5 protein-coding genes and 1 pseudogene are annotated in these 4464 nt (G+C 48.5%); 1 reads left to right on the forward strand and 5 read right to left on the reverse strand.

The annotated features are described in order from the left end of the window. Nucleotides 1–534, forward strand: a 534-nt coding sequence (locus B3Z75_RS08275; RefSeq protein WP_294069941.1) for a sodium ion-translocating decarboxylase subunit beta, incomplete at its 5' end; no start/stop codon positions are given. Nucleotides 535–562: 28 nt separating this feature from the next. Here B3Z75_RS08275 and B3Z75_RS08280 read toward each other — a convergent pair. The 5 genes and pseudogenes from B3Z75_RS08280 to B3Z75_RS08300 all read right to left on the reverse strand — a co-directional run. Beyond that, nucleotides 563–1762: a PLP-dependent aminotransferase family protein gene (locus tag B3Z75_RS08280; protein WP_294069945.1), complete on the reverse strand. Its 1200-nt coding sequence runs from the start codon at nt 1760–1762 to the stop codon at nt 563–565. 69 nt (nt 1763–1831) lie between these two features. Further along, nucleotides 1832–2257 (reverse strand): ACT domain-containing protein, encoded by a 426-nt coding sequence (locus B3Z75_RS08285; RefSeq protein ID WP_294069948.1) that lies wholly within the window; start codon nt 2255–2257, stop codon nt 1832–1834. A 149-nt stretch (nt 2258–2406) separates the two neighbouring features. After that, nucleotides 2407–3705 (reverse strand): phenylacetate--CoA ligase family protein, encoded by a 1299-nt coding sequence (locus B3Z75_RS08290; protein ID WP_294069974.1) that lies wholly within the window; start codon nt 3703–3705, stop codon nt 2407–2409. Nucleotide 3706: 1 nt separating this feature from the next. Continuing rightward, nucleotides 3707–4282 (reverse strand): indolepyruvate oxidoreductase subunit beta, encoded by a 576-nt coding sequence (locus B3Z75_RS08295; RefSeq protein ID WP_294069952.1) that lies wholly within the window; start codon nt 4280–4282, stop codon nt 3707–3709. After that, nucleotides 4252–4464, reverse strand: a pseudogene (locus B3Z75_RS08300) (indolepyruvate ferredoxin oxidoreductase); the annotation flags it as partial. The gene B3Z75_RS08295 and the pseudogene B3Z75_RS08300, both read right to left, overlap by 31 nt.

The raw sequence follows: 4464 nt of genomic DNA on the forward strand, positions 1-4464 counted from the left end.
AACGAGATCAAACATCTGAGGGCGGTAAAGATTATTTTCCCCATCGTACTGACGCTGGTCGTTTCTGTGCTTGTACCTTCTGCCGCTCCTCTCATTGGTATGCTGATGCTGGGTAACCTTTTAAAGGAAATAGGTCCCAATACAGCACGTCTGGCAGATGCCGCTTCCGGCCCGATCATGAATACCGCCACGGTATTCCTGGGGGTGTGCGTGGGGGCGACCATGCCAGCCCTTGTATTTCTCCGTTGGGAGACCATTGGAATTCTTGTATTGGGTTTGTTTGCTTTCGCAATCTCTATAGGTGGAGGTATTTTGGCCGTGAAGCTTTATAACAAGGGAGCGAAGAAGAAGATTAACCCGCTAGTGGGCGCTACCGGCCTGAGTGCTGTACCCATGGCATCGCGTGTAGCCAACGAGCTGGCGCTGAAATATGATAAATCGAATCACATCCTGCAGTACTGTATGTCCAGTAACGTTTCAGGCGTGATTGGCTCGGCTGTAGCTGCTGGCGTGTTGATCGCCTTCTTGGGTTAATAGTGGCAAAATTCGTGAGGTGTGTGTCTTACCTGCCATACACCTCACGAATTGCTTCCGCAATCACCGGAACACCGCGGCGGATGGTTTCCACGTCGGTGTTGCAGAAAGACACCCGCATGTGGTCGTTGCGGATTCCGTCGGGATCGAATGTCTTTCCGGTGACAAAGACCACCCCATTTTCAATCGCTTTTTTCAATACATCGGTTGCATCGCAACCTTCAGGCAGTTGTAGCCATGCATAGAATCCTCCGCGGGGCTTTTCAAATGTCACATACTTCGGCAGGCAGGCTTCCAGTGTCTCAATCATGGCCACTCCCCGTTTTTTGTACTCCTCCCGGACCTGGGCGACATAGGTGTAAATATGTCCCTCACGGATAAATTTGTCCGCAATGACCTGTGAGATGCTGGGCGAGCAGGCGTCGATAGATTGTTTGATCAACTCGCACTTCCGGTAGACCGATTCGGGCACAAGCATCCATCCGAGACGCAGTCCGGGTCCCAGTATCTTCGAGAATGAACCCGTAAAGCAAACATCTATTCCTTCCGGATCCATTGTTTTGATCAGCTGCATCTTTGGCAGGTCCTCCTCGTAAAAATAGAGGTCGCTATATACATCGTCCTCAATGATGGGTATTTCCTTGTTTTTCAGTAGTTTAACCATCTCCTGTTTTACTTCCGGTGAGTAGATGATTCCTGCCGGATTGTGAAAGTTGGGTGCATAGTAGAGAAATTTCGGTTTGATAGATGTGCTTTCCAATCTTTTTTGCAACTGATCTATTTCCATCCCGTCACTCATCAGCGGTACGGTAATCAGTTCGGCCTGGCAGGCACGAAAAGCTGACAGTGCCCCGATAAAGCTGGGTGTCTCCACCAGCACCGGATCTCCCGGGTCTATGAAAGCCTTTGCCAGGATATGAATTGCCTGAAGTGAGCCGGTTGTGATGATCAGTCGGTTATTTTTCATCGGGAGTCCCTTTGTCTCCAGATAGCCCGACAATGACTCAAGAAGAGTAGGAAGGCCGGTTGTCGGACCGTACTGCATGGCGGTCTGCTTCTCTTTTTCTGTGAGCGAGTTGTAAATTTTGTCCATGATCATGAGCGGGAACAACTCGTTGCCCGGCATACCACCGGCGAAGGAGATCATATCGGGAGCCGTGGCAAGACTCATCAGATCGCGGATTTCTGATGAACGGAGATTGGTTGTACTATTTGAAAATCGGGGCATAGTTTTTTTTAGTTGTCAGCAGTTGGCTTTTAAGAGTAAATTTACTTCCTTCAGTGGTTAGGAATTGGCTTACAGTTGGTAAATATCGACTTGAGAGAGAAGTTGCAGATTGTTCTTCTCCAGTACTCCGCTCATTTGTGAGATATCTGCGCCACGAATGACCGCCAGTGCCACATCGTTGTTGGAGAAAGCATACATATAATCCACGTTGATATTTTCTGCAGTCAAGATCTCCAGAATGCGATAAAGTGACCCCGGTTTGTCGGGGATATTCACACAGACTACGTCGGTGAGTCCTATGGAAAAACCAGCCTTCTCCAGTATTTTTTTTGCCAGTTCGGGCCTGCCCACTACCATGCGTACAATACCATAATCGGCCGTTTCTGCGACGCTGAGCGCGGTAATATTCACGTCGTTTTCAGCCAGTATCCGGGTCAGTTCAGTGAGTCTCCCTGAACGGTCTTCCAGAAAAACAGAAAGTTGTTTGATGTGCATTTTATTTTCGGTTTCGGCTTTCAGCTTTCAGCTCTTGAGGAGCAAACATGAAGCTTTCAGCGGTTGGTATGTTAGTTTTAGTCTTTAGCTATCATCAGTCAGCTCTTTGAAACAATGTTGTCTTTAGCGACGGAAGTACATTACATTAATTAGCACTGTCGGTGGTCGATCACCCGTTTGGCTTTCCCTTCCGATCGTTCGATACTGTGCGGTTCCACCAGGCGAACTTTTGCACTGATACCCAACGTTGATTTAATATTGTGGTCAATGCGCTGTCGTATGCCTTCAAGTTCGCGGATACTGTCGGACCAGTTTTTTTCATCTATCTCCACCAGTACCTCCATTGTATCGAGATTGTTCTCCCTTTTGATAATCAGCTGATAGTGAGGCGTAGTTTCGGTCATCTCCATAAGTACCGATTCTATTTGCGAGGGGAAGACGTTTACACCACGAATGATAAGCATGTCGTCGGTACGCCCCAAGCATTTCTCCATGCGTACCAGAGTTCGCCCGCAGTCACATTTCTCCCTGTGAAGCCGGGTGAGGTCGCGTGTACGGTAACGCAGAAGAGGCATGGCCACCTTACTCACCGGTGTGAAGACCAACTCACCCAGTTCACCATCGGGCAACACTTCCAATGTTTCGGGATGGATGATCTCCGGGATAAAGTGATCTTCAAATACATGGTTGCCGCATTGGCAGGCGCATTCCATCGATACACCCGGTCCTATCACTTCACTCAGCCCATAAATGTCATAGGCTTTGATCTGCAGCAGCTGTTCAATTTCTCTGCGCATCTCGTGAGTCCAGGGTTCCGCACCAAAAACACCAATGCGGAGTTTGATCTCTTCCGGAGCGATTCCTTCTTTACGGATACTTTCACCCAGATGTGCCGCATAGGATGGCGTACAGGCCAGGATGGTTGCCCGAAAGTCGGTCATAAATTGTAGTTGCTTTTTGGTGTTCCCGGTCGATATGGGAATCACGGTGGCGCCCACTTTTTCAGCCCCGTAATGCAGTCCCAGTCCTCCCGTAAATGGCCCGTAGCCATAGGCAATCTGGATGGTATCACCACTGTGTATGCCAGCCATGGTGAGGCTGCGTGCTACCACCTCAGCCCATATCTCCAGATCCTGTTGCGTATAGCCCACCACCGTGGGCTTCCCTGTGGTACCACTTGATGCGTGGATTCGCACAATCTCGCTTTGCGGTACGGTGAACAGTCCAAAGGGATAGTTATCGCGAAGATCGGTTTTTGTGGTAAAGGGCAGATATTTCAGCTGATCCACACTTCTGATGTCGCCGGGTTCTATGCCTGCCTCCTTCAACTTGTTATGATAAAAAGGTACGTTGTCGTAGATTCGGTGAATCATCGCAGTGAGGCGTCCACTTTGTATCTCGTACAGTTGTTGCCTGTCGGCACATTCAATGTCGGAGTTCCAGGTCATCTTATTTTTGTGCATAATCTTTTCCGAGTCTAAAGGCGTTCAGGTTCGTCGCAATGATTTTTTCTCCTTTATCGGCAAAATAAGTGGCGATTGCTTTTTCCAGTTCTGTTGCTTCCATACCGGTGTAAGGTGCTGCGGCACCCAGCATGGCTACGTTGTATGTCTTCACATTCCCGGCCTCCGTGGCGATTGCTCCCGCGTCTATCAACAGACAGGAGGCAGATTCTCGTATATGGTTCAATAGTTCTGTTTTGTCGGGGTAGTTCCGGATATTTTCATAGGATTCCGTTGATGTGACGATGACTCCTCCCGGCGATAGGAAAGGAAGGTATCGTAACGACTCCATTGGTTCAATAGAGAGGATCAGATCTGCTTTCCCGAGAGGAATCAGGTCCGAGTAAATTTCTTCAGTGGAGATGCGTAGGTGTGACTCAACGGCGCCGCCGCGTTGACTCATGCCATGTACTTCTGCCTGCTTCACGTGAAGACCCAGATTCATGGCTGCCAGATCTATGATGGATGCGATGGTGAGAATACCTTGTCCACCTACTCCGGCAATAATGATGTTTTTTTGCATTGTTTTTTTTGTTTTTTCAATGTCTGTACACATTCTCGTTGTGAAATGATCACCGAGACGCCTTCGTAATCAAGTTCTTCTTTGAGGATGGCTCTATTCTCATCCAGATTCTTTTTCAATGGAATAATTAACCTGATATGCTCTTCCTCCACGCCCAGCCCTTTACAGATATCGAAGAACCT

It is taken from the genome of Proteiniphilum sp. UBA1028 (assembly GCF_002316955.1).
In the GTDB taxonomy this organism is placed as follows: domain Bacteria; phylum Bacteroidota; class Bacteroidia; order Bacteroidales; family Dysgonomonadaceae; genus Proteiniphilum.